Source organism: Streptomyces sp. A1136 (assembly GCF_004795055.1).
Lineage (GTDB): Bacteria > Actinomycetota > Actinomycetes > Streptomycetales > Streptomycetaceae > Streptomyces.
In genome coordinates this window covers 182,391-207,710 of the sequence record NZ_SSBJ01000004.1, presented here as the reverse complement: position 1 = coordinate 207,710, position 25,320 = coordinate 182,391, and the positions used below count along the sequence as shown (strand labels likewise).

At 69.3% G+C, this 25,320-nt stretch carries 23 protein-coding genes and 1 pseudogene; 7 read left to right on the top strand and 17 right to left on the bottom strand.

Annotated features, from left to right (window positions below):
- Positions 1 to 36: 36 nt before the first annotated feature.
- The 8 genes from E6R62_RS05780 to E6R62_RS05745 form a co-directional block, all read right to left on the bottom strand.
- Positions 37 to 1,545 (bottom strand): DUF4246 domain-containing protein, encoded by a 1,509-nt coding sequence (locus E6R62_RS05780; RefSeq protein WP_136212026.1) that lies wholly within the window; start codon positions 1,543 to 1,545, stop codon positions 37 to 39.
- A 294-nt stretch (positions 1,546 to 1,839) separates the two neighbouring features.
- Positions 1,840 to 2,604 carry a dienelactone hydrolase family protein gene (locus E6R62_RS05775; RefSeq protein WP_136212024.1) on the bottom strand — a complete coding sequence of 255 codons (765 nt, stop codon included), beginning with the start codon at positions 2,602 to 2,604 and terminating at the stop codon, positions 1,840 to 1,842.
- Between the two features lie 148 nt (positions 2,605 to 2,752).
- Positions 2,753 to 3,214: a hypothetical protein gene (locus E6R62_RS05770; RefSeq protein ID WP_136212022.1), complete on the bottom strand. Its 462-nt coding sequence runs from the start codon at positions 3,212 to 3,214 to the stop codon at positions 2,753 to 2,755.
- A gap of 237 nt (positions 3,215 to 3,451) precedes the next feature.
- A complete protein-coding gene (locus tag E6R62_RS05765) occupies positions 3,452 to 4,330 on the bottom strand; it encodes a hypothetical protein (RefSeq protein ID WP_136212020.1) in 879 nt (292 codons plus the stop codon).
- A 10-nt stretch (positions 4,331 to 4,340) separates the two neighbouring features.
- A complete protein-coding gene (locus E6R62_RS05760) occupies positions 4,341 to 4,904 on the bottom strand; it encodes a papain-like cysteine protease family protein (protein ID WP_136212018.1) in 564 nt (187 codons plus the stop codon).
- Positions 4,905 to 5,230: 326 nt separating this feature from the next.
- Positions 5,231 to 5,593, bottom strand: coding sequence for a helix-turn-helix transcriptional regulator (locus E6R62_RS05755; RefSeq protein ID WP_136212214.1), 363 nt, complete (start codon positions 5,591 to 5,593; stop codon positions 5,231 to 5,233).
- Positions 5,594 to 5,772: 179 nt separating this feature from the next.
- Complete coding sequence (locus tag E6R62_RS05750) at positions 5,773 to 6,147, bottom strand: hypothetical protein (protein ID WP_136212016.1); 375 nt, start codon at positions 6,145 to 6,147, stop codon at positions 5,773 to 5,775.
- A gap of 193 nt (positions 6,148 to 6,340) precedes the next feature.
- Positions 6,341 to 8,317, bottom strand: coding sequence for a putative Ig domain-containing protein (locus E6R62_RS05745; RefSeq protein WP_136212014.1), 1,977 nt, complete (start codon positions 8,315 to 8,317; stop codon positions 6,341 to 6,343).
- Between the two features lie 278 nt (positions 8,318 to 8,595).
- On the opposite strand from E6R62_RS05745, the gene E6R62_RS05740 reads away from it, so the two are divergent.
- Positions 8,596 to 9,417: a TrmB family transcriptional regulator gene (locus E6R62_RS05740; protein WP_136212012.1), complete on the top strand. Its 822-nt coding sequence runs from the start codon at positions 8,596 to 8,598 to the stop codon at positions 9,415 to 9,417.
- A 252-nt stretch (positions 9,418 to 9,669) separates the two neighbouring features.
- Here E6R62_RS05740 and E6R62_RS05735 read toward each other — a convergent pair whose 3' ends face one another.
- Complete coding sequence (locus E6R62_RS05735; RefSeq protein ID WP_136212010.1) at positions 9,670 to 9,909, bottom strand: three-helix bundle dimerization domain-containing protein; 240 nt, start codon at positions 9,907 to 9,909, stop codon at positions 9,670 to 9,672.
- Positions 9,910 to 10,165: 256 nt separating this feature from the next.
- On the opposite strand from E6R62_RS05735, the gene E6R62_RS05730 reads away from it, so the two are divergent.
- Positions 10,166 to 11,134 carry a metallophosphoesterase gene (locus E6R62_RS05730; RefSeq protein ID WP_168713982.1) on the top strand — a complete coding sequence of 323 codons (969 nt, stop codon included), beginning with the start codon at positions 10,166 to 10,168 and terminating at the stop codon, positions 11,132 to 11,134.
- A gap of 144 nt (positions 11,135 to 11,278) precedes the next feature.
- Here the strand turns inward: E6R62_RS05730 and E6R62_RS05725 are convergent, their stop codons facing one another.
- From E6R62_RS05725 to E6R62_RS05710, 4 genes are all read right to left on the bottom strand, one after another.
- Positions 11,279 to 11,860 (bottom strand): TetR/AcrR family transcriptional regulator, encoded by a 582-nt coding sequence (locus E6R62_RS05725; protein WP_136212006.1) that lies wholly within the window; start codon positions 11,858 to 11,860, stop codon positions 11,279 to 11,281.
- Positions 11,861 to 11,920: 60 nt separating this feature from the next.
- Complete coding sequence (locus E6R62_RS05720; RefSeq protein ID WP_136212004.1) at positions 11,921 to 12,811, bottom strand: SDR family NAD(P)-dependent oxidoreductase; 891 nt, start codon at positions 12,809 to 12,811, stop codon at positions 11,921 to 11,923.
- Positions 12,812 to 13,077: 266 nt separating this feature from the next.
- The gene (locus tag E6R62_RS05715; protein WP_136212002.1) at positions 13,078 to 14,673 is read right to left on the bottom strand and encodes an FAD-dependent oxidoreductase; all 1,596 of its coding nucleotides are present in this window, start codon (positions 14,671 to 14,673) and stop codon (positions 13,078 to 13,080) included.
- A 293-nt stretch (positions 14,674 to 14,966) separates the two neighbouring features.
- Positions 14,967 to 15,143 (bottom strand): hypothetical protein, encoded by a 177-nt coding sequence (locus tag E6R62_RS05710; RefSeq protein WP_136212001.1) that lies wholly within the window; start codon positions 15,141 to 15,143, stop codon positions 14,967 to 14,969.
- A 273-nt stretch (positions 15,144 to 15,416) separates the two neighbouring features.
- Between E6R62_RS05710 and E6R62_RS05705 the strand changes: the two genes are divergently transcribed.
- Positions 15,417 to 16,148: an SDR family oxidoreductase gene (locus tag E6R62_RS05705; RefSeq protein WP_136211999.1), complete on the top strand. Its 732-nt coding sequence runs from the start codon at positions 15,417 to 15,419 to the stop codon at positions 16,146 to 16,148.
- A gap of 65 nt (positions 16,149 to 16,213) precedes the next feature.
- On the opposite strand, the gene E6R62_RS05700 is transcribed toward E6R62_RS05705, so the two are convergent.
- The 3 genes and pseudogenes from E6R62_RS05700 to E6R62_RS41660 form a co-directional block, all read right to left on the bottom strand.
- Positions 16,214 to 16,597 (bottom strand): thiol-disulfide oxidoreductase DCC family protein, encoded by a 384-nt coding sequence (locus E6R62_RS05700; protein ID WP_136211997.1) that lies wholly within the window; start codon positions 16,595 to 16,597, stop codon positions 16,214 to 16,216.
- 87 nt (positions 16,598 to 16,684) lie between these two features.
- Positions 16,685 to 16,873 (bottom strand): hypothetical protein, encoded by a 189-nt coding sequence (locus E6R62_RS05695; protein WP_240801489.1) that lies wholly within the window; start codon positions 16,871 to 16,873, stop codon positions 16,685 to 16,687.
- Positions 16,874 to 16,882: 9 nt separating this feature from the next.
- Positions 16,883 to 16,936: pseudogene (locus tag E6R62_RS41660) on the bottom strand (MarR family transcriptional regulator); the annotation flags it as partial.
- A 213-nt stretch (positions 16,937 to 17,149) separates the two neighbouring features.
- Between E6R62_RS41660 and E6R62_RS05690 the strand changes: the two are divergent.
- A complete protein-coding gene (locus E6R62_RS05690; RefSeq protein ID WP_136211995.1) occupies positions 17,150 to 17,653 on the top strand; it encodes an SgcJ/EcaC family oxidoreductase in 504 nt (167 codons plus the stop codon).
- Positions 17,654 to 17,712: 59 nt separating this feature from the next.
- Positions 17,713 to 18,222, top strand: coding sequence for a DUF3291 domain-containing protein (locus E6R62_RS05685; RefSeq protein WP_306432404.1), 510 nt, complete (start codon positions 17,713 to 17,715; stop codon positions 18,220 to 18,222).
- Positions 18,223 to 18,567: 345 nt separating this feature from the next.
- On the opposite strand, the gene E6R62_RS05680 is transcribed toward E6R62_RS05685, so the two are convergent.
- Positions 18,568 to 20,736 carry an MMPL family transporter gene (locus E6R62_RS05680; protein ID WP_240801488.1) on the bottom strand — a complete coding sequence of 723 codons (2,169 nt, stop codon included), beginning with the start codon at positions 20,734 to 20,736 and terminating at the stop codon, positions 18,568 to 18,570.
- Between the two features lie 179 nt (positions 20,737 to 20,915).
- Between E6R62_RS05680 and E6R62_RS05675 the strand changes: the two genes are divergently transcribed.
- Positions 20,916 to 21,548, top strand: a complete 633-nt coding sequence (locus E6R62_RS05675; RefSeq protein ID WP_240801487.1) for a TetR/AcrR family transcriptional regulator — start codon at positions 20,916 to 20,918, stop codon at positions 21,546 to 21,548.
- 755 nt (positions 21,549 to 22,303) lie between these two features.
- Positions 22,304 to 25,306 carry a trypsin-like peptidase domain-containing protein gene (locus E6R62_RS05670; RefSeq protein ID WP_168713981.1) on the top strand — a complete coding sequence of 1,001 codons (3,003 nt, stop codon included), beginning with the start codon at positions 22,304 to 22,306 and terminating at the stop codon, positions 25,304 to 25,306.
- The last annotated feature ends 14 nt before the right edge of the window (positions 25,307 to 25,320 follow it).

Genomic DNA, 25,320 nt, shown 5'->3' with positions numbered 1-25,320 from the left:
CACCGTATGCGCGCGGTGTCCTACGGGGAGAGGGGTTCAGTGCTCACAGAGGGAAAATTCTCGTTCGTATAGCTGCTCGTTGTGTTCGTCGACGAAGAACTTGCGCTCGTGCATGAGTTGTTCGCGATACTGCCTGGCCTGTTCGAGCGTCATGGTCGAGGTGTCGGACCACGGTTGTTGCGGTGGCACATCGGAGGTCGAGACGATCTGCTCCGCCGGGTCGACCAGGAAGAACGCGAGGATCTTCCGATGGCCCGGTCGGGTTGGGTCCACGAGGCGGAACGATCCGACGCGGTGTTGCAGGATGTTCGGGAACGCCAGGCAGCGGCCCGCCGGCGTGGATGCCGATCCCAGCGTCTGGTTCAGCGCGTCTTCGTTCTCCAGGCCGTAGACCTCACGCATGCCGTTGTCGTCGTTCTGTTCGTAGTGCGGGTCGTCGAGCGCCGCCCGGAAACCGAGCCGGCTTTCGGTGATGTTCTCGCTGTCCCAGTAGTAGATGCCGGTCGAGACGATCCGCTCGTTCAACATGCCCTCGACATGCCAGGAACCGCCCGGGTACTCGGGCTTGTCCGGGGTCAGATGGATGGTGGCCAGCTTGACGATGACCTGCAGACGCCGGCCGCGCAGGTCGACCCGGTCGGATTCATCGGGCAACCGCGGTGGGGTGAAGGCAGGGGCGTCGGGAATGACCGGGCGGCGGTTTTCCCACCAGTCGTCCTGGGCCTCCTCCCACGCGGCTACGGCTTCTTCGTAGGCGCTGCCATCACTGTACGAGGACTCGTCCGGATACTCCGGCTCGGAGTCATACCACCCGTAGGGATCGGCTTCGATCCGTAGGGGCCTCGGATGGCGCAGATCCGTGAGCACGTTCTCGAACATCGGGCGCAAGCGCGCGAACACATCCGGTAGGACGGTGGCCAGTTCACGATGCTTCTCGGGGTGGACGTTGTTGACGTACGAGCGGAAGGCCACATCTCCGTCGTCGCTGACGTCGACGTCCGTGGGCAGCCACTGGAACTTTTCCGAGAATTCGTACGTCGAGTAGCGGTCCGTCGGGTTCCGCCAAGCGTTCTCGGGGGCACCGCTCACCTCTCTCACAAGGCAGAAGAGTGAGGGATGAACCAGATCCAGTACCTGGCCGTCGGATCCGGGATGCCAGTCCTGTTCCGCTTCGGGAACCTGCTCCAGAACCCGAACCGCCTCGCGCAGCCGGGACCTGAGCTTGTCGTCGACCAGTGTGTCCGACTGCCACACCCCGTCAACGGCGGACACCTCGATTCCGGTTCGTCCGTCTCTCAACTTCGCGTAGTGCGGGAGTTCGGCGAGGACGTACTGAACCTGCGCTTCAGTGAGGCCCTGGGAAATCGCCTCTCGCGTCCACTTGGCAAGGATGTCGGCATCGTTTATCTTGTCGAACCACCCCGGCTTCGACCGAATGAGCGCGCTGCATTGCATCATCTGCAGTTCCCGCAGTGTTCGGGGTTTCGCGAACGATATGGAACGAGAAGCGCGAAAGGGCAGCGGGAAAGCGGACAGGCCGGTCAATTCTCTTGTTCCCTCGGGTCGGTGGGCGATGGCCGGAAGGATACTTCAGCAGACTGACACCGCACCGCTCCCCGCCCGCACCGGTACCGGGTGTTCGGTGGTGGCGGTCCAGTGGGGGTCTGAGCCTGTACACGTTGAAAGTCCACGACGGGATGAGTGTCCGATCACCGTCCCCGTCGCGCCGCGGTGGGACCGGCGCACACCCCGGCGCGCCCCAAGTACAGGGGGAAACACGATGGCGTCCGGCGGGTCCCTCCTGATCGCCGCGCGTGCTCCCCCGCCGCCTTCGAGCGACTACCGGGCGAGTCGGGTGGCGAAGAACTCGCGCACCCGGGCCCAGGAGTCCTCCGCCGCGTCCTTGTCGTACACACCGCGTCCCGGGAAGAAGAACGCGTGCTGCACTTCGGGGTAGACGACCGTCTCGTGGCGCACGCCGGCCGCTGCCAGGGCGTCACCGATCCGGCCGCGCTGGTCCGCGTCGATGACGTGGTCGAGTTCCGCGAAGAACAGCAGCATCCGCACATCCCGGTCGGCGATGGCTCCGGTTGCCTCCAGCAGCGGCTCCGGGCGGCTCAGCGCGGTCCCCGCGACCGGCAGCCACCCGGGGTAGAAGATCGCCGCTGCGTCGAGATCGAGGCGGCTCGCGGCGAAGTAGGCGATGTGGCCGCCGAGGCTGAACCCGAGAATCCCGCACTTGCCGTCGGCGCCCGCGTGTTCACGGACGTAGTCGGTACAGGCACGCAGATCCGTCTCGACCTCGTCCCGGGTCAGCCGGCCGAGCAGCTCGAAGGCGCGTTCCCTGTTGGCGTCGCTCTCCTCCAGGCCGCCGGCGGTCTCCGGGTCGCAGCGGTGATACAGGTTCGGGACGATCGCCACATAGCCGAGTTCCGCGACGCGCCGCACCACGGCCCGAACCTCCTCGGTCACCCCCCACAGCTCGGCGCAGACCAGCACGGTCGGGTGGCTGCCGCCGCCGGCCGGACGCGCCAGATAGGCGCTCATCGACGCCGAATCGCCTACCTGGATGGCCACATCCCGCGCCACGATCTCGTACGCCATGAGATTCCCCCTCGATTGTGGTGATCACCACACTCTGCCGAAGCACAGTCGCCCACGGAACCCCATATCGGCATACGGACAGCTGTCCCTCACACCTTCTTCCGGACGTCGGCGGGCAGGTGGTGCGCGGGAGCGGACACCGACTCCGCTAGTCGTCACAGCCGACCCTGCCGCCACCGCCGTATCTGGTGCCGTTGACCTCCACCCACCCGGTGATCTCGGCGCAGTAGGTGTTCGCGCCGGACACGTAGACGCCTCCCGCGTAGGTGGAGTAGGAGCCCCTGTCGTACCAAGAGGTCTGCCAGACGTAACGGCGGACGCGAATCTCCATGTTGTGCGAGCCGGCCCGGTTGTCGAAGGTCATCGCGCAGTAGGTGCCGCTACCCGCGCCGTCATACCAGACCTGGATGTAACCGACCCGGTCCGCCAGGGGCATGCGGGTGACCGGGCTGCCTTTGCATGACGAGAACGGCCCCGCGTAGCCGGGCGGGGCGTCGGCCGGGTCGGTCGCCGATGCGGCGCCCGCCCCGCCGAACACGGCACCCGCCACGAGCCCGCAGACCGCCGCGACGGATGGGACACGCCTTTTGATCCTGTTGATCCTGCTCACCACAAGCCCCCAGATCCTCGTGCGCCCGTCGGTCTGAGGCCCCGCGCAGACCGGCGGCCGACCGCTTTCCGCCCGGGCGGTGACCTCGAATTCCGTACATGACCGAACCAACGTAGCGAAGGGTGTGGCACCCGGGAAGTGACCGATCGAGGCAACGAGCCGCGCGGCGGCCTCGCTCCGTGCCGGGCCCGCCGGCTTCCGGCCAGGGCCCGGTACAGGGGTCAAGCGCGGCCGGGTTCAGCCGGTGCCGGTGTTGCGCCGCCTACGGAGGATGAAGGCGCCGCCGGCGAGCGCGAGCGCCGCACTCGCGGCGCCGACGACCACGGGCGCCCGCGTCGGGACGTCCTCCGTCTTCTCGGCAGGGGTGCCGTAACCGCTGGACATCCCCTTGGCGTCGTATTCCGATCCGGGCAGCTTATCGGCGTAGCGGGCCTTGACCAGCTTCTGGTATTCGCTCAGCGAGAGCGACGACCGACCGCCCAGGCCCTGCCGTGCCTGGTCGTTGAGCGGCTCGACCGTGGTGAGTCCGAGCCGGTACCAGGCGCGGATCTGCGGTTCGGTGAACACCAGGGTCCCCACGGTGGCCTTGCCGGCGTACGTGGCGTCGCTGTCTCCGTCACGCACCGCCGCCAGGTGCCAACCGCCGCCCTGGGTGGGGGCGAGCATGACGGTGGCGGTGCGCCCGTTGACGGTCGTGTTCAGGGCGGAGACCAGATGACGCAGCTTGAGGGCCTCGGTGGGGATCGGCGGGGAGGTCCCCGCGGCGAATCCGGGGCTGATCTCGTTCAGGGCCAGCGGGTCCTTGACCGTGAAGGCCGGCATGCCCTCGCACGGCTCGGCCTTGTCGGGGATCGGCTGCGCCGGCGCGGTTCCGTCGCCCTGGGGCACCGGAACGCTGAGGAACCGACAGACGGCGTCCCGGACGGAGCTCGACTTCACCAGGTCGAGGGCCGCCTGGTAGTCCGGGATGTCCGCCGGGAGCGGATCCTTCGCCGGAGCCGCGTGGACGGGGCCGGCGACGGACACCAGTGCGGACGCGCTCAGTACCAAGATGGTGGCCAGGCGGGAGAAGCGGGAGGCCGCCGCCGGCTGGTTGGGGGTTCTTGTGCCGCGCATATCGCCTGCCTTAACGGGAGATGCCGATCCGGGAGTGGGTCCACTTGAACGAGCCGTTGCTCACGTAGTCGTTGTAGTTCCACCACGTGTAGGTGGCGGTGTCCGGCCACGGGTCGGCGACGCCGATGGTGTTGTTGGAGGTGTCGAAGCCGTAGACGACGTTCATGTGGCCGCCGCCGGAGTTCCATCCGATGCGTACGGCGAGGGGACGGGCCGCCTTGACGTCGGTGTAGACCTGGTTGAAGGTGGCCGCGCTGTTCAGGGCCGATCCGGGGTGGGTCATGCCGAGGCTGCCCCAGGCCCTGGCCATGTCGTCGAGCGTGGCGGGCTGGTTGTTGCAGCCGTAGTAGGGCTGGGCCCGATTGCAGAAGTCCGTCTGCGTGCTGCCGAGTCCCTGGAATTTGGCGATCGTCAGACCGGAGGCGACCCAACACCATTGGGTCTTCTCCTGCTTGTACATGCTGATGTTGTCCTGCCCCGCCTCGGCGTGGGCCGGGCCTGTCGCGGCGAGGAACAATCCCGTCGTCGTCAGCACGATGGCCGAGGCCGTGGTCGCGAACGTGAGTCTGCCCATCTTCCTGCCTTCCCGCATAAGTCGGTGCCGGGCGATCTGGCAGACATATGACAGCGTGAAATGACGCCATCACATAGAGGGATGCGGGAACTACGCTCCTACGGGCGAATCGTCACATAAGCGCAGCCGGGTGGGCAGCGCCCCGGTCCCGGCCTCGGCGGCCGGTTCCCCGCTCCCCGGGTTTGCCTTCGCTCCCCCTGGCGGCGCCTTCCGGGACCGGTCCGCCGGCTGTCGGGCCGGCGTCGGACCTGGCCGGGCCGGGCCGGCGGCATCGGCTGGGGACATGGGCCGCTTCGCGGGAAGCCGGCACTCGAACGTCTTCGGGTTCAGCTTCGACGGCCGGCCGCTGCGGCCGCCCCCGGTTCCACCTGCCGCAGTTCGGCCAGGAGTTCGCTCTGACCGGCGAGGAGTTCGGTCAGGATGCGGCGGGCCGCGCGCAGGAGGTCGGCCACGTCGCCGCCGGCGAGCGCGTAGCTGACGGTCGCTCCGTCACGGATGGAGATGACGATGCCGGAACGGCGCAGGACCGCCAATTGCTGGGAAAGGTTGGACGCCTCGACGTCGATCGCGGCAAGGAGGTCGCGTACGGGTACGGGACCTTCCTGTAGGAGCTCCAGGACGCGGATGCGGACGGGGTGTCCGAGCATGCGGAAGAACTCGGCCTTCGCCTGGTAGAGGGGTACCTGCATTCCCACGGGGTGCTCCTGCCTGTTGCTCCGGGACTTGGGGCCGCGATGCTTCCAGCGAGTCGGCCACCCATAGATTCGTGCGGGCGGGCCCACGCATGCCCGTGTTTCATCTGTTTCAGATGTGCCGGATTGAAGAACTCTTCAACTCGTGGGCATGCGTGGGCGCCGAAATGCCGGGGCTAGAGCTCCAGAGCGGACTCGATGCGCTTGAGCTGGTGCCGGGCCATGGCCAGGTTGGACCTCGCCTTGTCCAGTACGACGTACAGGAACAGCCCGTTGTTCCCACGCCCCTTGAGCAGCCGGATGAGGTGGTACTGACCGCCCAGGGTGATGAGTACGTCCTCGATCTCGTCGTTCAGGCCGAGCATCTCCATGGTGCGGACCTTGGCGCGGATCACATCGGTGTTTCCCGCGGCGGCGACCGTCAGATCGAGGTCCTTCCCACCTCCCAGGGTTCCCAACGCCATGCCGCTGGAGTAGTCCACCAGCGCGACTCCCATCGCGCCCTCGATCGAGGTCATGGTCTCCTTCAAGGAGACTTCCACGTTCGCCATCGGCGTCCGCTCCCTTGCGTCTTCGGTTTACGCCCGGCACCCAATCCCCTGCGACACCGGACCCCTTGTGAAGCCCACGCTACCGAGCGTGCACAACAGTGTTGGGAGAATGGAAGATTGGGTGGAATGTCCACCGCGTGAACGACGGGCCCGGACCGATGACTGCGGCCCGGGCCCGTCGTTCACGCGGTGGTCAGCCGGTGGTGAGCGCGGTGTCGTCGATCACGAACGAGGTCTGGAGGGTCGAGTCCTCGGTTCCGGTGAACTTGAGGGTCACCGTCTGCCCCGCGTACGAGGACAGGTCGAAGGTCTTCTGCGCGTAGCCGGTGTTCTTGTTGAGGTTGGAGTAGGAGGCGAGGGTCGTGGAGTTCGCCTGCACCGTCAGCTTGTCGTAGGCCGTGGTGGTGGTCGTCTCCGCCGTGTCGATGTGCACGTAGTAGCTCAGGGTGGCGTGGCAGCCCGCCGGGATCGTCACGGTCTGGGAGAGCGAGTCCGTGTGGGTGGAGCCGTAGCCGTTGAGCCAGGCCTTCCAGGCGCCGGAGTGGGCGGCTTCGCCGCTGCCGTTGTCGACCACGCCCGCGGTGGCGGTCCAGGGGGCGGCACTGCCGGTCTCGAAGCCCTGGTTGCCGAGGAGCTGGGCCGGGGTGCAGTTGCCACCGACCGGGGTGACGGTCCAGGTGAAGGAGGTGGTGCCGCTGGCGTTGGTGGTGTCCTTGGCGGTCACGGTGACGTTGGAAGTGCCGGTCGTGGTCGGCGTTCCGCTGATCAGGCCGGTGGAGGCGTTGATCGACAGGCCGGCCGGAAGCCCGGTCGCGCTGTAGGTGAGGGTCTGGCCGCTCGCCGAGTCGGTGGCCTGGATCTGAAGGCTGGTGGCCGTGTTGACCGCGGTGGACCTGCTGCCCGGGTTGGTCACCGTGACGGTGTTGCCTCCGGTGGATCCACCGGTGAAGGCTGCCGTGCCGTTGGGGGTGCCCAGACCGGTCGGGCCGTCGTAGCCGGACTTCGCGGTGCAGAGGTAGCTGCTGCCGCAGGAGCCGTTGGCGCCGCTGGTCACGTCGTTGAGAGACGCGGTGTGGGCGTAGGGGTAGGAGGAGGGGTAGCTGCCCGCGGCGGGGGTGCCCGCCAAGGCGTAGACGGAGGCGATGATCGGCGCGGAGGCGCTGGTGCCGCCGTAGACGTTCCAGCCGCTCGCCTGGTAGCTGTCGTAGACGGCGAGGCCGGTGGCCGGGTCGGCGACGGCGGAAACGTCGGAGACGGTGCGCTTGGCGCAGCCTGTGTCGGTCTGCCAGGACGGCTTGGTGGTGTACGCGGAGCAGCCGGAACCGGCGCCGTTGCCGCCGGAGCTGGTGCCCCAAACGCTTTCGGACCAGCCTCGGGCGCTGCCGCTCGCGCGGCTGAGGGAGGTGCCGCCGACCGAGGTGACGTACTGGGAGGCCGCCGGGTACTCGACGCCGTAGCCGCTGTCACCGGAGCTGACGGTGATCGCGACGCCGGGGTGGTTGAAGTAGGAGGCGTCGGAACTGGGGTCGGTCGAGTCCTCGCCGCCGCCGTAGCTGTTGGAGACGTACTTGGCTCCCATGGTCACCGCACGGTTCACGGCGGCGCCCAGGTCCTCCATGGACGGCTGGGCCGCCTCGACGAGGAGGATGTGGCACTGCGGGCAGACGGCGCTGACCATGTCCACGTCGAGGGAGATCTCACCGGCCCAGCCGGAGTCGGCGGTCGGGTAGCTGGTGCCGCCGTTCTGGTCGACCTTCTTGAAGCAGCCGTTGGCCGTGGTGCAGGCAGGCAGTCCGTACTGGGTGCGGTACGTCGCGAGGTCGGACTCGGCGTTCGGGTCGTCGTACGCGTCGATGATCGCAACCGTCGCGCCGGAGCCGGCGGAGGCCGACAGGGCGTAGGCGCTCTGCAGGTCGGTGGGCCCGTAGCCGGAGGGGAGGATGCCGGGGGTGAGACCGAGGTGCTGCTGGAGATCGGTGCGGGCCAGCGCGTGGCAGGCCATGAAGCCGGCCTTCGTCGGCTCCGAGCAGAGCCGCTGGGTGTGCGGGGTCGTGGCGCCCGGGGCGCCGGCGAGGGCGGTCGAGGCGACGGACGGCGAGGCGACGGCCAGCATGCCGCCCGATATCAGGGCCACCGCCGAGAGCATGGCGGTGGCTCCCCTACGGGTCATCCGTCTGGCGGCGTGGGACAAGGCTGATTGCAATGAACGGCCCTCCATGGGGGGTTGACTCCCCGCGGCGTGGGATGACCCGGCTTGACCGGTCCATGACATGTCAAACGGCGGTGTCGACGCGGGATGGCGAGTGGCACGGGTTCATTGGTGCAGAGTGCCACCACGTGCAGTGGTGGCCACCGCAGAAGGTAGTGACGAGTGGGCCCAAGGGAATACCCCCCGTTGGGCAAAGGCTTGCTTTCGGTATGTGATCTCCGGGTATACCTTGTGCTGCCATGGAGTTGGACGACAGCACGGTCAACGACCTTGTCGCGCTCGGCTTGTCCCGGTACGAAGCCCGGGTCTACCTGACGTTGGTCAGGCGCGAGGCGTACACCGCCGCGGAGGTGGCCCGCGCCGCGGGCGTGCCCCGCCAGCGGGTGTACGACGTACTGGACGCGCTCGTCCGACGACAGCTCGCCGTCCAGCGTCCCGGACGCGTCGCCACCTTCTCCGCGGTGCCGCCCGATTCTGCCCTAGCGCGCCTGATGGCCCTCCAAAGGGAGTCGATGGACAGGCTCGACCACGTCTCGGCGGCGCTGGCCGCGGCCTTGGCGCCGATCTGGTCGGACGGCCGGACCCACACCGACCCCCTCGACTACATCGAGGTGCTACGCGAGCCCAAGGCCATCGCCGAACGCTTCGCGAGCATCCAAAGGCAGGCCGCCCACGAACTGCTCACCTTCTGCAAGCCGCCGTTCGTGGCGCCCGCCGCCAACAGCGAGGGCATCAAAGCCGTCCGCAGACTGCGCCGGGCCGGGGGCACGGCCCGCGCGGTCTACACACACGACGCGCTGTCCGACACCGAGGTCCTGGAGAACGTACGCCGCTTCGGCGAGGCCGGCGAGGACTCCCGATTCGCGCCGACGCTCCCGCTGAAGCTGGTCATCGCCGACGCCGCGCAAGTCCTGTGTGACATGCCGGACCCCGTCGCCGGCTCGGCTGCCACCACCGCCCTCTACATCGAACACCCCGCGCTCGCGATCTGCTTGAAGCTGGCGTTCCAGACGGTCTGGGACCAGGCCGAGGCCATCCCCCATTCCCCCGACCGTCACTGACGCCCCCTCACACGTCCGTGCACGGCGCATTCCGCCCCCCTGCCGCAGCCCGCCGGCCGCATCCCGCCCTGCCCCGAATCCCGCCTCGCCCTGACCATCGGCGGGCTCGCACCGGCGAGACGCCACGGCACGCGGACTTGGGGGTCGTCGCGGTCCCTGGAGGAGCCGTGCGATCCGTAGGCGTCGCTCCTCACGGCGGACGCCGTCACGTCCGGTGCGGTGGTCGCGACCTCCTTGGTCGCGCCATGGCTGCTACCGGCCACGCGAACCGTCCCACCGACCGCTCCGGCCATCGGCTGCCGCAACGAGGAGGTCATGTGCCCGGCGTTCCACCAGGACCGGCAAGTAGGTCCGCACCCGGACGTACCGGAGCTCGGCGTATCCGGTGGCGACCGAGTCCCGGATCACGTCCGGAGCGAGGCCGGGGAAGGCCTTGAACAACCGGTCGGCCACCTGTGCGAGGGTGGCGGCGTCCTCGGAGTCCTCCGGCATGCGGACCAGCCTTCCATTGCGGGATCGGGCCTCCTGCTCTGTGGCCCAGCGCGACCCGCGCCCGGAAGTCGATCTTCCGTCAATAGGTCGTCATTCTCTCCGGGGCGCGGCCGACGGGCCATCGGACGCATAGCGCTTCGGGCCCCACTCGTCATCCTCCGTCAACCATTGGGTCCTGTCCGGGGACCCCGAACGGATCCGTAAGCCTGCCAGGGTGACACGACGTCCCGCCCATCAACTCCTCACGGAGATGGCGATGAAGCGTTTCACGGCACAGGCGCTGGGCGTAGCCGCAGCCGCCTTATCCATCGGACTGGCCTCACTTCCCGCGACGGCCGCCCCGGCGAGACAACACACGGCGGCACCGGAGAACTTCACCCTGGTGGTCTTCCCCGACACGCAGTACTCCGCGGAGAGCTTCCCGCAGGCGTTCAACGCCCAGGGGAAGTGGGTCAAGGACAACACGACGACCCTCAACATCAAGTATGCGATCCACGAGGGCGACATCGTCGACGACTCCGACCAGCAGAACCAGTGGAACAACGCGACCAGCGCGCTGGGCCGGCTGACCGGCACCACGCCGTACATCCTCGGCGTGGGCAACCACGACATGGACGCGATGCCACTCGGCCAAAACCCCGCCGTGGTCCGTGACGCCAAGGCATTCAACAGAAACTTCCCACGCAGGGCGTTCTCCAGCCTGCCGACATTCGGCGGCTCGTACCCGGCCACGCAGAACGACAACAGCTACCACCTGTTCTCGGCGGGCGGCACGGACTGGCTGCTCCTCTCACTGAAGTACGCGCCCACGGACGACGAGATCGCCTGGGGCAACAAGGTGATCACCGACCACCCGAACCGCCAAGTCGCCGTCGTCACCCACGCCTACCAGAACGGGACGACGAAGGACGCGACCGGCCGCAAGCTGTGGACCGACCTCGTCAGCCGCCACGCCAACGTCTCGCTGGTCTTCTCCGGCCATTACGTCAACCAGGGCCTGATCACGGAGAAGGGCATCAACGGCAACACGGTCTACCAAATCCAGGCCGACTACCAGAACCCCTCCGCCCTGGAGCCCAACAGCTACTTGCGCATCCTCCGGTTCAATCCGGTCGCGAAGACGATCAGCGTGCGGACGTACTCGCCCTACCTGAACAAGAACATGACCGACGCCAAGAACCAGTTCACGCTCCAGAACGTGAACTTCCCACCCGCCAAGCGCTGATGGGCGACCCGCGTTCGGACATCCGGGGGCGGACCGGGGTGCCACCTACCCGGTCCGCCTCCGAGGCTGCCCCGCGGCGTGCGCCGTCCGCCCCGGCGGAGTGTGTCCGGACCGGCTCACCGCGGTCACGGTCAGCAGCTCGTCTCAGCCGGTCGACGGCGTGGCTCGCAGGCCCCAGAGCAGGTTGGTGAGGTAGCGGCGGGCGGTTTCGATCCGGTCTGCGGGCGGGCCGCCGTGGATGTTCACGGCGTAGGCGATGCCACACATGAGCGGGACCAGGTCGGCCGACGCCAGGTCGGGACGGACTACCCCGGCAGCGCGGGCCCGGTCCAGGAGGGCGGCGCCGGTCGACCACAGCGTCGATTTGAGTTCCGTGGTGCGTGGGAGCGCGTCGGTGGCCGCGGCCGTGACCGGACCCAAGGAGGCGTCGGTCACCTGCGCTTCGACCGTGCGCGCCAAGAAGCCCTCCAGGGCACGCCAAGGGTCGGTGTCGGCACGCGCCTGTTCGCCATGGGCGGCCAGGGCCTCCAGGCAAGGGGTGGCGACGGTCTCCAGCAGCGCTTCGGGCGTCGGGAAGTGGCGGTAGACGGTGGCTACGCCCACGCCGGCGCGGCGGGCGACGTCGTTGAGCTGCAACGCCATGCCCTGGTCTACCAGGGTGCGGGCGACGGCGACGATCCGGTCCCAGTTGCGGGCCGCGTCCTTGCGCAATGGCGTCGTCGTCATGGGGACATGCTAATCGGATGGCCCATCCGTGTTCCCGCCGCCCGCGCCGGCTTCAGGCAGTCAGGGGGCCGAGAGCGGCGCGTAGTGCTCGCTGAGGCGGCGCACGGCCTTGGCGAGGCGGGGGTCCGTCGCCGCACGGAACGGCGCCACCGGGCTCGCCTGGGCACCGACGACGACGCCGGTACGACCTGCCAGTGCGCTGTCGGTCGCGGCGCTGATCGAGGGCTTGGCCGCCACAGACGCCGGACCGGACGTCGAGCGTTCGAACTTGCGGCGAACCAGGGGCCACAGCAGTCGTAGGGCAGGGGAGACGATCTTCGGATCGGTCAGCGTGCCGTTGGTCATCTCGGTCGCGGCGCCCCCGGGGTCGGCGGCGAGGACCGATACCCCCGTGCCTTCCAGCCGCTTGGCCAGGTCGAGCGTGTAAGCGAGGTTGGCCAGCTTGGCGCGGCCGTACCAGTGGAAGCCGTAATAGTCTCCGGGCGGCTCGACCCCGTCGAACACCCGCTTCGCGACGCCCACCGCACCGGACGTGACGTTCACGATCCGGCTCGGCGCGCCGGCCGTCAGCGTAGGCAGCAGCAGTTCGGTCAGCAGGTACGGGGAGAGGTGGTTGACGACGAACGACGCCTCGACGCCGTCCAGTTCCCGTCGTTCCGGGAACATCGCCCCGACGTTGTTGACCAGCACGGTCAACGCGTCGGCCGAGGCGGCGTGCTCGGAAGCGATCCGGTCGGCGAGCACGCGTACCTCGTCCAAGGAGGCAAGGTCTGCCGCCACGAACCGGGCCGACGCTGCCGGGCCGACGGCGTCGATCCGGTCGACCGCCCGAGCGCCCCGTTCGGAGTCACGCCCGACCACGGTGACCGAGAATCCGGCCGCGGCCAATCCCAACGCCGTATGCAAGCCGATGCCGGCCGTTCCGGCCGTGACCACGGCAGTCCTCTTCATGGCGCGCTACCCCCAGATCAAACACATTCGGATGACCTATCCGCTTACTGCCGCCGACCGTAACACATATTCGGATGAGCTATCCGTTATCTGTCACGGCGGCTGCTCGGTCAGGCGACGGTCGACCACGCCGGCGACCTCGTCATCGACGGGGCCGCCCCCTGATCGCCCTGCGACGGTGGGGCCATCGCAGGGCGATCGATGTCGAGCCGCTCGTGCGGCACCGCCGGCAGTCCGAGGCACTCACGGCCGGACGACGACCCGACTCACGGCCGGCCGGAGCCCGCGCGCAGAGGTACGGGGTCGGTGTGGGCACAGCCCGTGACTCCGGCAGCGGTCGGGGCACCGAACCAACGGCTCGCGGCCTGCTCGAACGCCTCCGGATCAGGGTGATGATCACCGGCCCAGGCGACCACGCCGTCAGGCCGCACCAGCACGGCACCCACCCCGAGGTCGTCGCCCGCCGCCCCAGCGGCGTACCGTATCCGGCCCTCCCAACCCGTCGCCGAAACGTGCAGGCGCCGGTCGACGGTGAAATCGAGCACGACGCCCCGTCCGTCCTCCATGAGGCCGCCGAGGCGCGTGCCGTCCTCAAGCCCCTCCTCAAGAAGGAAGTCGGGGGCGCTGCGGCCGACCAACGGGTGCTCGCCGCCGAGGTCGTACCGTATCCACGAGCCCGAGAGCCTTTCGAACACATAGGTCGCTCCGTCACGGGTCCCGATGAGGTCGCGCACCACCGCCTGGATCGCCTGCGCGTACGGGTCCGGCCTCATGGTCGCCACCTGGGCGCGCGACCAGTCGAGCACCGCCGCACCAATCGGATGCCGCTCGTCGGCGTAGGTATCGAGAAGCCCGTCGGACGCGTACCCGTGCACGGTCGCCGCGAGCTTCCACCCCAGGTTCATCGCGTCGCCGATGCCGGTGTTCAGTCCCTGGCCGCCAAGGGGGGAATGGATGTGGGCGGCGTCGCCCGCGAGCAGGACGCGGCCCCGACGGTAGGCCGTCGTCTGCATCGCCCGATCGGTGAAAGTCGAGGCGATGTGGACCTCGTCGATGGTCACGTCGGTGTCGGACACGCGGCGCAGAACCGCCTGAAGATGGTCGCGAGTCGGCGGCTGCGAGCGATCGAACGCACCGCCGTCGAAGTCCATCATGGCGATGTGCCCGTCGGCGGGCATCCGGATGTACATGCCGGTCGACGTCAGGTTGAACCCGGGGCGCAGCTTCTCGGGATCGGCGAGAGCGGCTTTCAAGGCGTAACCGGTGAACTGGGGCTCCGTACCGACGAATTCGAAGCCCGCGAGCCTGCGCACCGTACTGCGTCCGCCGTCGCATCCGACGAGCCAGCGCGCCTCGTACGCGTCCGCGCCGGCATGTGCGACCACGCTCTGCCCGTTCGGGGAGACGGCCGTGACCGTGACGCCGCGCCTGATCTCGACGCCGAGCTTGGCCGCCTGCTCGGACAGTACCGTCTCGACCGCTTCGAGGTCCGTCATCATGCCTTCGAGTGCCGGGCCGCCAAGCCGGAACGGCAGTGCGGCGAGGTCGACTTGGTCTCCGTCGAGCACCATGCCGGCGAAGTGGCCGAACAACCGGGGACGCGGCGGCTCGCCCGCTTCGGGGGCCGCACCGAACACCTCTTGGACACCCGACGCGGCCCGCAGCGGTTGCAGCAGTCCACGCCGGTAGAACGCCTCGACCGACGCGGCGGACAGCCCTCGCCTCCCGAGCGGGGCCGCCCGTAACGGGAACCCGGGCCCCGACTCCCGTTCGAGCACCAGTACGGAACAGCCCGCGAGGCCAAGCTCGCAGGCGAGCGCCAGACCGACCGGACCGGCTCCCACGATCACTACGTCATGCACGAGAGATCCCCTCTTCGAATTCCAAGCCGGATGGGTACCCGGCAGGACCTCTCGAACGGTGTCAGCCCCCACCGACATCGCACCGACAGCACCGACAAGCCGCCGACACCACCGACTTGGCGGCCTCGGTGCGCGTGATCACAGTGCCGCCCCACGGAAAGGCGGGCGACCACCCCGGCCCGGCCGCCGGGACGGTTCGACCAAGCCGATACGCACGGCGCTGCCCCCGCTCTCCGAGGGTCACGGATGCGGGGGCAGCGCTGTTCCGGCTCTGTGGTGTCGGCCTCCGATACTCAGCGGCGTCGACCGCGGGTGGTCCAGGCGCTGCCGACGCCGGCCACGTGGAGAGCGAGCAGCATCAGCCCGAGGATCATGAAATTGCCGGACGAGAACACGTGGTTCGTCGAGATCTCCGCCGCGTTGATCAGGAAGCTGATGAAGAACAAGACCGCGGCCGCGATAGCAAGCATCACTGCTCCTTCCAGAAGGTGGCATCCGTCTGCCCGCGCATTGCGGCCGCATGCGAGCACGTTGCGGGTGGCCGACGAGCAGCTCCACCCGTGCCGGTGAGCACGCAGCGCGCCCTGGCCCGGGCCGTCGGCCGTGGGGGCCCGGACACGCGCCGAGCCCCGAGTCGGGTGCCGACTGGCGGCCGGCGGGCGAACGCGAGGTCGGATCCCCGCCGGCAGCCGCACCTGCCTTCTCATTTCATTGAACAAGCAACCAATTTCGAGGAGGCGTACATGAACGGCAAGGCGGTTCTGGTGACGGGTGGCAGCCGGGGCATCGGCGCGGCGATCGCGTTGGCGATGGCCGGGGCGGGAGCCGACGTGGGCATCACCTACACGGCGAATGAAGCGGCGGCCGAGGAAGTCGTGCACAAAGTCGAAGCCTTGGGACGTCGAGGCTTCGCCGTCCGAGCGGACGCGGGCCACATCGATGACGCGGCGGACGCCGTCGACCGGGCGGCGCGGTCACTCGGCCGACTCGACGTACTGGTCAACAACGCGGGCGTCGGCGTCCTCGGCCCCCTGGACGGGCTCACCCCGACCGACGTCGACCGCGTGCTCGCGATCAACGTCCGGGGCGCGTTCCTCGCCTCGCAGGCGGCAGCGCGCCACATGGGCCAAGGAGGTCGGATCATCACCATCGGCACGTGCATGACCCAGCGGGTGCCGGGACCCGGCGGAACCCTCTACACGATGAGCAAGTCCGCGCTGACCGGGCTCACCAAAGCCCTCGCCCGTGAACTCGGAGGGCGGGGCATCACCGCCAACATCGTCCATCCGGGGCCGGTGGACACGGACATGAACCCGGCCGACGGACCTCACGCGGCCGCCCAGGCGGCGATGACGGCCCTCGGCCGCTTCGGCCGTCCGGAGGAGGTCGCGGCCGTGGTCACCTTCCTCGCCGGAGACGGGGCCGCCTACGTCACCGGTTCCGAGTTCTCCGTCGACGGCGGCCACGCCGCCTGACCGCACCGTCTCGCCCGGCGCGGCCCGGCGAGGCCCGGCGAGGCCCGGTGCGCGGCAGGCGAGGATCAGGACGGCCGCCGGGCGGGAGCGGCACAGGCCCGCGTCCCTCCCGGCAGCCGTCCTCGGTTGTTCGCGATGACCCGGTAGACGGCATGGGCGATCCAGCGAACCGGTGGCAACGTCAGGACCGCGCCCACGACCGCCCACACCCCGCCGACGCGCAGCAAGAGCTTCGCCACCGCCTGGGCCCCGCCGTGCACGACACCATCGGGGGGCACCCACAGCACCTCGTACTCGGCGCGTGCCTGCGCGACGCCGAGGGCGTCCAGGTCGGTCGACTGCCACGCGGTGATGTCGCAGGCGGGACGGAGGAGGCGCTGCGCGGCTCCGGCCGAAGCCGTGCAGAAGCCGCAGTCTCCGTCGTAGACGAGTACCGGACGCGTTCTCATGACCCCATGGTGCCCCCTTCCGCGCGCATCACCGCGCGGGCCGCCGGCACCGGGCGCACCCGGTTCGGGGCCGTGGGGGCCTCGCGGTCAGGGGGCGGAGGCGGTACGCAGGTGCTCGACGGATACCTGATAGGCGTCGGCAGCGCGGGCGACATAGTCGAACAACACCTTCAGTTGGTCGGGTGAGTAGGTGGCGAGCAGTTCGCCGATGCGCTCGCGCGCGGGGGCCATGGTCCGGTCGAGGCCGGCGGGTGTGCCGATGGGTTCGACGATCACTTTCCGGCGGTCGTCCGGCGAGGGGACGCGGCGGACGTAGCCGGCCGCCGCGAGGCGGTCGACGAGACGGGTGGTCTGGCGGTACGTCGTGCGTTGACACGTACTCCTCCAATCCCTAAAGGAGGGGACCGCACACCCACCGGCGTCGCCGAGCCGCGTCCGGAGAGCGTTTGCCCCGACCGCACGGGCCCACGCGGTCCGCCACCGGCGGCCCGGGCGACCAACGGCACCAGCGCCCGTACATCACCTCCTCGTAGCGAACCAGGAGAGCCATCCGTGAACACGAACCAGAGCACCCCCGCCCACCGCGCCGAAGACACCGCCGCCATCCAAGCCCTGCTCCGGCGCAGCGCCGCCGCATGGGCCGACGGGGACGGAACGGCGTACGGCGCCTGCTTCACCGACGACGCCACCGACGTCACCTACGTCGGCACCGTCTACCACGGCGGCCGGGAGATCGGCCGCGCCCACCAGGCCTTGTTCGACAGCTTCCTCAAGGGCACCCGGCTCTTCCTCGACCTCGTCGACCTGCGTTTCTACGGCAGCGACGCCGCCGTGACCGTCACCCGCGGTGACGTCCGCAAATTTTCGGGGGAAGCGACCGAAGCCGGAAAGCCCGTCAAGCTCGGAAAGCTCGCCACCTACACGGTCATTCGCGACCCCGACGGGCACTGGCGCGTCGCCGCCGTCCAAAAGACCCAGCGCAAGAAGACCCAGCGCAAGCCCCTCATGGAGGCCTTCTCCTTCCGCGTCCAGCCCGCCACCCGCCCCGCCACCTGACACGTTCGACGGTCGGCGTGCGGTGTGACGGTTCGGCTGTCGGGTGCCGGATTTGCCGGTTGACTTGGCAGCTCGGGCAGGAGAATGCGCTCGACCAGGGCCGGCCGAGCGGCTATTGTCCCGGCTCCTGCGACAACACCGATCTTGGAGGTCATATCGTGCCCACCCTTCCGTGGACCGTTCCAAGTGCACCCGGCGGTACCACGTCCGCCCTCGTCATGGCGTCGCGCTTCGAGGTGCGGAGCCTGAAGGACGTACCGCGCTTCTTCGTCAAGTCGTTGTCCGCTTGGCGCCAGGTCAAGAGCGCCCCGGGCTGTCTCGGCGCGTCGCTCGTCGCGCGCCCGTTCAAGCGCACGTTCCTGACGCTGTCGGCGTGGGACAACCGCGGGTCGCTGATGACCTTCAACTCGACCGACCCGCACCGCGGCATAGTGACGGCGATGCGCCCGACGATGAAGACGTCGACCTTCGTCTTCTGGAACGTCGGCGTAGGTGATCTCCCCATCACCTGGGCCGAAGCCGAACACCGCATCGCCGAAAAGGCCGCGACGCAGCCGGACGACGCCTAGAAGCGATGCCGGGGGGACCTACGCGCCACTTGGCCGTTCCCACTCGCCTGGGCCCCCCGCTCCCGGGCTGCGGACCCGACGCCTCGGGGCGCCCCTGTCGTCCGGTGGCCGCCCCGAGCCTCCGGTACGACCGGTACGCCCCGGGGTGAGCCCGGTCGTGGCCGCCGGTCACAGATGGCCGGTCGTCTGACCTGGTCAGACAACCAGGCCGAGGTCACCATCGGGATCGATGTTTCCCCCCGCCGATGGAAGGCAGAGAGCCGATGACGTCAACCGCTACTCGTGCGGAGGCACCCTCCCACCGGATCCTCCGGCCGGGCGGGCGCGGTGGCGCGCAGTCGGCCGCTACCGTCCTTCGACTGCGACCCGCGCCGGGGCCGCGGCCGGCTCGGCGGCGACGTGCTCCTCATGGCCGTCGCCCTCGATGTCGACGTGCGGGAGGAGGCGGTCGAGCCAACCGGGGAGCCACCAGTTGCCGGAGCCGAGCAGGAGCATGGTGGCGGGGACCAGCAGGCCGCGGACGACGGTCGCGTCCAGGGCGACCGCGGTCGCCAGACCGATGCCGAACATCTTGACGACCGGGTCGCCGGAGAGCAGGTAGCTTAGGAAGACCGTCACCATGATCATGGCCGCCGAGCTGATGATCCGTCCGGTGCCGGCGAGACCCTCGACCACGGCGCGACGATTGTCCCCGCTCTTGAGGTAGGCCTCGCGCACGGCGCTCAGCAGGAACACCTCGTAGTCCATCGAGAGGCCGAAAAGCACCGCGAACATCAGCAGGGGCACGTAGCCGGGGATCGCCACCGCACCCTCCAGACCGATCAGCCGTGCGCCCCGGCCGTCCTGGAAGACCGCGGTGAGGACTCCGTATGCGGCGGCGACCGACACCAGGTTCATCACGGCCGCCTTCACGGCGACGACCGGAGAGCGGAACGCGAGCAGCAGGAGCAGGCCGGCGACGGTCAGGACGAAGCCGACGACGAGCGGCATGCGCTGCGCGATCCGGGTGTTGAGGTCGGCCTGGGCCGCCGGGGCGCCGCCGACGTGGAGGACCTGCCCGCTCCCCGCGGTCGCGGCGGGCAGGACCTCGGAGCGGAGCCGGCGGACGAGCGCGGCCGTATCGGGGTCGGAGGGGGCGGTGGCGGGGGTGACCTGCCACTGGACGGTGCGACCGTCGGCGGCCGTCACGGGCGGGCTGACGACGGCGACGCCTTCGGCGCCGCGCAGCGCGGCGCTCACGCCGGTAATGCGCGGGTCGGCGCTCTCCGCGTCTCCCCGCACCGGGGTGGGCAAGGCGTCGACGACCTGGAGGACGCCGTTGGCCCCCGGCCCGAACGCAGCGGCCATCCGGTCGTAGGCGGTACGACTCATGCTGCCGGCGGGCTTGCTGGCGGCGTCCAGTTGGCCGAGGTGGAGGTTGAGCGCCGGGGCGGCGAGGAGCCCGAGCAGGGCCAGCCCGGACAGCAACATCGCCCACGGCTTGGCCGCGACCAAGAGGGCGATCCGCTCCCAGCCGCGCGGGCGACCGGCCTGGAGGGAAGCGGTCGGAACGGGAGTCAGCCGCCTTCCCAGCAGGACGAGTGCCGCGGGCAGGAGGGTGAGGTTCACGCCCAGCGCCGTCACCACGGCTATCGCGGGAGCGATGGCCAAGGCGTACAGCAGCGGGACTCCGCCGAGGGCGAGGCCGGCGAGGGCGGCCATGACGGCGCTGCCGGCGAAGGCGACGGACTTGCCGGAACCGGCCGTCGTACGCACAGCCGCGTCCTCGATGTCGACTCCCTTGGCGCGCAGTTCGCGGAAGCGGGTGAGCCCGAACAGGGTGTAGTCGATGCCGACGCCCAGACCGATCATGGCGGCGATGGTCTCGGCGGCGTCGGGCACGTCCATCAGGTGACCGACCAAGCCGAGGACGGGCAGGGCGATGCCGAGGCCGATGATCCCCGCGAGCAGCGGGAGCCCGGCGGCGGCGACGCTGCCGAAGGTGAATACGAGGACCACCAGTGCGGCGCCGAGTCCGAGCGCTTCGCTGCGGCCGGTGCTCCCCTTGTCGACCGCCGCGGCCAGGAAGCCGCCCGGCGTCACCTCGATGCCCGCGGCGCTCGCCGGCGCCGCCGCGGCCAGCACGGCGGACGTCGTCTCGGGCGTCACGTCCCTTCCGCTGACGTCGAGTTCGACCGCGAGGTAGGCGGTGTGGCCGTCGGCGCTCATCGCCGTGGCACCGGCCGGGTCGTAGGGCGTGGTGACGGCGACCACGTGCGGCACCGCGGCCACGGCGGTGGCCGCACTGCGAACCGCGGCCATGGAGTCGGCGGCGGTGAGCGGCGCCGCGGTGGCGGGTGTGTGCAACATGACCGGCTGCTTGCCCGAAGCCGACCCGGGGAACGCGCGGTCGGCGATGTCCCGGGCGGCCTGGTTGTCGCTGCCGGGAAGGGTGACGGCCTCGCTCGTGACTCGGCCGAACACCCCGACGGCGGCGAGTGCCGCCGCCAACATCAGCAGCCACGCCGCAACCACGCGCTTCGGCCTGCGGGCGCACCAACGCCCCACACCGGTGAACATCTGCGGTGAACCGCCCTTCGTTTCGCGGCAGCGGGCCCGTAGGCGGGCCTGCCGAAACTAACTGCACTTCGAGTGCAAGACGTACACTTGCACTCGTGGTGCAACCATGTCAACGAGAGGGCGTAGGAGTACACGTGAAACAGACCGGAGCCGCCGCGCGCACCCCTGACGGGCGGACGGAACGCGGACGTCAGACCCGCGAGAAGATCGCCGACGCGATGCTGTCGCTGCTCGACGAGAACCAGGCGCACTTCCCCGCCGAAAAGGTCGCCGAGCGCGCCGGCGTCTCCCGCAGACTGGTGTTCCACCACTTCACGGACATGACGCAGCTGGCCGAGGTCGCCGTCAACCGGCGCCTTGAGCAGCTGCTCGCACAAATCCGACCGATCCCCGCCGAGGGACCGCGGGAGGCACGGGTCGCGGCCGTGGCCGAGCAGCGCGCCCGCATCCTGGAGGGCCTCACCCCGGCCAGGCTCGCCATCCTGCGACTGGAGAACCCGTCCGCACCGGTGCAGGAGGCAGTGCAGCGCATGCTGGACTTCGCCCGACTTCGGCTCACCCAGATCTTCAGCCAGGAACTGGACCCGCTCCCCGAACCCGCCCGCGGCGACCTGCTCAACGGCTTGGACGCGGTGACCACCTGGAGTGCCTGGTACCACTGGCGCTCCTGCGGCCTGAGCCCCGATGAGGCCCGACACGCCATGGCCACGACCATGCGGACGCTCCTCGCCGGTGCCGACCGGAGCACATCCGGCGAGCCCGCCTGACCCCCGGGACCGAGCGGAGGCGATGCGGTTGACGGCGAGGCCGGGAGTCCCGCCGGCCACCGCCACCCGGAACCCCCGGTGCGCGCCTGCGACAGTCCGACACTCACCGCGGACGGTGGCGTGTCCCGTGTCAACGGCCTCGGGTTGGGCACGCGTGCGTACATGACTCTGCTACTGCTGTTCCTGCTGCCTCTCGCACTGGCCCTCGTACTGCTGGCGACCGGCGAGCCGCACAAGCACGGCCGACACCGCCACACCCGCTGACCCCCGCCCGCAGCCGCCGCCCCGGGCGGGCGCTCGCGAGGCCGAACGCCTGGCCCGTGCGGGGTACCGGTGATCACGAGGTCCCCAAGCGCCCTGCTTCGGCTGGGGCTCGGCCGAGTGGTACGGCGACGGCAGCCTGATGCGGAAGCCGGTCGAGCGTGGCGGCAGCGGTGATGTCTCCCGAGGGCCCCCGACGCCCGGCGGATGCGTGATCACCGCCAAGCAGTTGTCGCCCGGATGCCGCTCATCGAGAAGGGTCGCAGCCTCCTCGGGGAGGGTGGTCGGCAGGCTTGGACAGCGCCAACACGGCGACAGCGCGTCATATGGTCGGGCGAGCGACAACGAACCAACACTTCCGACGGCTCTACGGACAGTGGCCCCTCTCCGCCGGGCACCCGTACGCAACATCGGGGGTCAAGCCCTCGGACGGCGGAATACTGTCGGGACGTCAGTCGGCAGCGATGCCTCGTTGGGTCACTCTGGAGGGATTGATGACCGATAGCCCGCATGGTGAGCCACTGGAGCGGCTGCGGGTCCTGACCGAGCGGAACGTCCTGGGCATCTGGGCGGACGGCACGTTCTGCGGGACCGGCTTCCTGGTGACACCCGACACCGCCCTCACCTGCGCGCACGTGGTGGCCCGGCGCGAGGAGAGCAGCCTGGCGGCCACGGTCGAGGGGCGCTCTGTGCCGATCGAGGTCAGGCGCCTGATTCCGGCGACGAAGGGCGCGGAATCCACGTACGGCTTTCCGGATCTCGCTGAACTGCGCTTGCTCCAACCTGCCTCCGACCTGCGAGGCGTGTGGCTCGGCAACTCGGCACCCACGCAGGCAGCCGCCGTGTCCGTTCACGGATTCAGCGGCCACACATTGGAACCAGGCGTCCAGCCTGACACCCTGCATCTCACGGTGGCCGGGCGGAGCGGGCGCTTCGTCCGGCTTCAATGGGACCAGGTGGTTCAGGGCTTCAGCGGTGGCCCGGTGCTCGACACGACAACGGGGCGGGTATGCGGAGTACTCAAGGCGTCCCGGCACGAGAAGGGAATGTCGGGAGGATGGCTGATACCCATCGACGCCGTGGAGGAACTCTCCCCGGGCCTGTTGGGCCGCAATCATGCCGCGCATCGGGCGGGGACGGTCTGGTTCGACGTCGCCCGCAACCGCGAGGGACGGCAAGCAGCCCTGTTCGGCCCCGATCCCGCACCCGTCTCGGGGAACACTCCGGCGCAACTGCTGGCGCGTGGGGCGATGCCGTTTGTGGAGCGGCCGGAGCTCGACGAGCTCAAGGACTGGTGCTACGAAGCCGACGATCAGCTGCTGCGTCTGCTGTACGCGCCGGGCGGTTCGGGTAAAACCCGCCTGGCCGCCGAACTGTGCCGTCAACTGAGGGAATCGGGTTGGATCGCCGGATTCGCGGACAGGGAGTCCCTCGGCAACCCGGTACACCGACACCAGTGGCTCGAAGACTTCACCGGCGCTCTCGGAGCGGAGTTCCCCTGCCTGGTGGTCTTCGACTACGCCCAGGCACGGCTCGACGACATAAGTGTTCTCATGGCGCATATCCATCGGTACCGGCCTGACGGCATCACCCTGCGGGTCTTGCTGTTGGCCCGTTCCGAGGAGCCGCTGTGGCAGGCGCTGAAGGAGGAGTTCGAGGCCCGGTACATCGAAGACTGGGCTCTGCGCGGTGCGAGTTCACTTCGGCTGCCCAGCACGCTGAGCACCCAGGACCCCGGGGACCTCGCCGGCGAGGCATTCGGCGAGTTCGTTCGCCTGTTGGGATGCCCGTGGGTACGGATGCCGTCGTCTCTCGCGCGTGGCGCCGCCCGGCAGGACTCGGTGTTGGGAATCCTTGCTGCCGCTCTCGATGCCGTGCTCACATTGCGCCAAGGCGACGAGTGGAAGGAAAGCGACGACCCGCTGGCACGGATCTGTCGGCATGAGATCAGCGGATGGCACAAGTTGCTGGAGGACCGCCTGGGGACGGGAGGTGCCTTCGCCGGACGTACCGGACGGCTGATGGCGGAAGGTCTGCTGCTTGTGCCCACTCTGGCCCGGGGGCGGGACAGGGGCGAGTTGACCGCTTTGCTGACTGCCGTGCGCGGGGCAGCCTTCCCCGGGCAGCCACCTGTCAACGCCCCAGCGCTGCATGGCTGTTTGAGGGCGCTGTATCCGTCGGCGGAAGGTGACCATGTCGCGCCCCTCGAGCCTGACCGTTTGGGTGAGATCTTGGTGCGCCGTGTGCTGGCGGAGCCCGAGAGCTCGGGAGACGAAGTCGCCTATCTGCGGAAGACGCTGGACGTTTCCATGCTTCGCGAGGAGCGGTCACGCCCCGGGGCCGTATTGGACACGCTTGATGTCCTGGCTCGTGCCCGTGGCTGCACCACCGTGGGCCGCGTCGCGGACCATCCTGCCCACGCTGTTCTGGACGGGGCGCTCGCGCAGCTCGTTCACGACAATCCTCGAGTCCTGGTTCCGGCCCTGGTGACCGTCGGCGCCCGCCTGCCGCACGCGGAAATCCTGGCGGCACTGGTCCAACCGGTGCTGGAGACCTGCGAGAGCGATCTGCTCTGCCTCGTCGAACAGCGGTTACCTCGCTATCCTTCCGGCCTCTCCGCGTTGTCGGCCCTCGTCCTCCAACGGCTGCTCGCAATGACTGACACGGAGAGCGACGACAGCAGCGTGCACGTGCGTATGCAGCGCCTGCGCAGGTGCAGTCTGCGCCTCGAAGAGAGCGGGAACCGCGGGGATGCCGTCAGGACAGCCGACGAGGCGGTTCTGCTCAGCCGCGATCTCGTACGCAAGTCCGCGCGATACACGTCTGACTACGCCGCAGCGTTGCACAACCTGAGCCTGCTGCGGCATCGGTCGGGGGAGACGCAGGCCGCGCTGGGACTCAGTGTCGAAGCCGTGTCCCTGTACCGACAACTCGTAGCCACGGCACCTCACATGCGCCACCGTACTCTCATGGACATGGCCGGCGCTCTCAGCCTGCTGGCGCTGCTGCGGCTCGGAGACGCTCAGGTCAACGGCGCGGCCCGTGATGCTGCCGAAGGAGTGATGCGGTGCGAACAGGTACCGGAAGGAGCTCGTGACGACGACGTGTACCTCGCCTGCCTGGAGACCCTGGCCGAGTGCCGCCATCGCACAGGCCTGACCGAGGAGGCGCTCGCCTGGAGCCTACAGGCGGTCGAGCGGCTGGAGGATCTGGTCAAGCTCAGGCCCGGTCGCTACGTTGCCCGGCTACCCGAGACCCTGCAGCGCCACGGCTTCGGGCTCCTGCGGGCCGAGAAGTACCGTGAAGCCTACTCGGTGCTGAGCCGGGCGGCGATGGAGCGCGCGGCGCTGCCATCGCGGACTTCGCCGCGACTGCGTGAGGAGCAGACGTTGGTACTCCAAGTCCTGACCCAGCTCAGTGACGAACTCGACGACTTCAGAAATGATCGTTCATCATGGCTACAGATGAAGAACATGCTCGACGGTCGCACGAACTGAGAGGACGCTGGTGT

Bases quoted from the DNA above. Each gene is read 5' to 3' on its own strand.
- E6R62_RS05730 (WP_168713982.1), top strand. From the start codon at position 10,166: ATGAAGCGTTTCACGGCACAGGCGCTGGGCGTAGCCGCAGCCGCCTTA.
- E6R62_RS05740 (WP_136212012.1), top strand. From the start codon at position 8,596: ATGGAGTTGGACGACAGCACGGTCAACGACCTTGTCGCGCTCGGCTTG.
- E6R62_RS05750 (WP_136212016.1), bottom strand. From the start codon at position 6,147: ATGGCGAACGTGGAAGTCTCCTTGAAGGAGACCATGACCTCGATCGAG.
- E6R62_RS05705 (WP_136211999.1), top strand. From the start codon at position 15,417: ATGAACGGCAAGGCGGTTCTGGTGACGGGTGGCAGCCGGGGCATCGGC.
- E6R62_RS05670 (WP_168713981.1), top strand. From the start codon at position 22,304: ATGACCGATAGCCCGCATGGTGAGCCACTGGAGCGGCTGCGGGTCCTG.
- E6R62_RS05700 (WP_136211997.1), bottom strand. From the start codon at position 16,597: ATGAGAACGCGTCCGGTACTCGTCTACGACGGAGACTGCGGCTTCTGC.
- E6R62_RS05760 (WP_136212018.1), bottom strand. From the start codon at position 4,904: ATGGGCAGACTCACGTTCGCGACCACGGCCTCGGCCATCGTGCTGACG.
- E6R62_RS05755 (WP_136212214.1), bottom strand. From the start codon at position 5,593: ATGCAGGTACCCCTCTACCAGGCGAAGGCCGAGTTCTTCCGCATGCTC.
- E6R62_RS05735 (WP_136212010.1), bottom strand. From the start codon at position 9,909: ATGCCGGAGGACTCCGAGGACGCCGCCACCCTCGCACAGGTGGCCGAC.
- E6R62_RS05720 (WP_136212004.1), bottom strand. From the start codon at position 12,811: ATGAAGAGGACTGCCGTGGTCACGGCCGGAACGGCCGGCATCGGCTTG.
- E6R62_RS05775 (WP_136212024.1), bottom strand. From the start codon at position 2,604: ATGGCGTACGAGATCGTGGCGCGGGATGTGGCCATCCAGGTAGGCGAT.
- E6R62_RS05725 (WP_136212006.1), bottom strand. From the start codon at position 11,860: ATGACGACGACGCCATTGCGCAAGGACGCGGCCCGCAACTGGGACCGG.
- E6R62_RS05745 (WP_136212014.1), bottom strand. From the start codon at position 8,317: ATGACCCGTAGGGGAGCCACCGCCATGCTCTCGGCGGTGGCCCTGATA.
- E6R62_RS05710 (WP_136212001.1), bottom strand. From the start codon at position 15,143: ATGCTTGCTATCGCGGCCGCGGTCTTGTTCTTCATCAGCTTCCTGATC.
- E6R62_RS05765 (WP_136212020.1), bottom strand. From the start codon at position 4,330: ATGCGCGGCACAAGAACCCCCAACCAGCCGGCGGCGGCCTCCCGCTTC.